Below are 1,121 nucleotides of genomic sequence, written 5' to 3'. Positions count from 1 at the left end.
TTTTCTATACTTATGTGTTGGAGAAAGAATGGAATCCTCTAAAGGTTCCAAGGATGAAAAGGATTCAAAAGTTTCCTGTCATACCTTCCGCTGAGGAAGTCCTTACACTTTTAAACTCTATTACTAATATTAAACATAAGGCGATATTCGTACTAATGTACGGCAGTGGTCTACGAGTGAGTGAAGTAGCTAAGTTAAAAATAAGCGACATTTGTAGTAAAACCATGAGGGTTCGAATAGAAAAGGCTAAACATAATACAAACCGATATACGATTTTATCAGAAGTAGCACTTGATATTCTTCGTACGTATTTTAGAGAATGTTACCCTAATAATCCTTACTCGAAGAGTGATTGGTTGTTTCCAGGACAGAATCAAGGATCTCACATCCATGTCAAGACGATAAAAAACACAATGATTAAGCTTCGGGACAAACTCAAACTAGATGTTAACATCTCTGCACATACATTAAGACATTGTTTTGCGACACATTTATTAGAAGATGGCGTGGATCCTGTATTTATTCAACAGTTACTTGGACATAAAAACTTGAAAACGACTTTAGCTTACACACATATGACATCAAAAAGTATGATGGGCATTCAAAGTCCTTTAGATACCCGGAGAGACGAAACGTGAAGACTACCATCCAGGACATATTTAAAAGCCATTATCCAAGTTTTAAAGAGTCGAACAGACCTTCATTGGAACAAGCCAAAGCTTCCAAAGCAATCATGAACTGCAGAACATCGGCACTAGGTTCCTATGCCCTTGAATGTGAAGAATGTGACCATACGATCGTGCGTTATAAATCCTGCAGAAATAGACATTGCCCGATGTGCCAAGGATTCAATAAGGAAATTTGGATCGATCAACGAAAGAAAGATATTCTGGACTCTCCTTATTTCCATGTCGTTTTCACAATGCCGGAACAGCTAAAGATGATCATTTATCATAACCAAAGGTTACTCTACGACCTAATGTTTAAATGCGTCGCTGAAACTTTAACCGAACTATCAAACGATAAGAAATATCTAGGAGCACAAATTGGATTTCTCTCTGTATTACATACGTGGGGTCAAAACCTGCATTATCATCCACATATACATACGATTGTGCTGG

Annotated in this window: 2 protein-coding genes; both read left to right on the top strand. The window is 37.4% G+C overall.

Going from position 1 to position 1,121, the window contains the following annotated elements; all coding sequences use genetic code 11:
* Nucleotides 1–638, top strand: a 638-nt coding sequence (locus E1I69_RS24175; RefSeq protein ID WP_136382023.1) for a tyrosine-type recombinase/integrase, incomplete at its 5' end; no start/stop codon positions are given.
* The coding region (locus E1I69_RS24170) for an IS91 family transposase (RefSeq protein ID WP_136382022.1) at nucleotides 635–1,121 on the top strand (487 nt) is incomplete at its 3' end. The genes E1I69_RS24175 and E1I69_RS24170, both read left to right, overlap by 4 nt.

The sequence above is a fragment of the Bacillus timonensis genome (assembly GCF_004799755.1).
Lineage (GTDB): Bacteria > Bacillota > Bacilli > Bacillales > Bacillaceae_L > Ferdinandcohnia > Ferdinandcohnia timonensis_A.
This window is presented reverse-complemented; position numbering and strand designations above follow the sequence as displayed.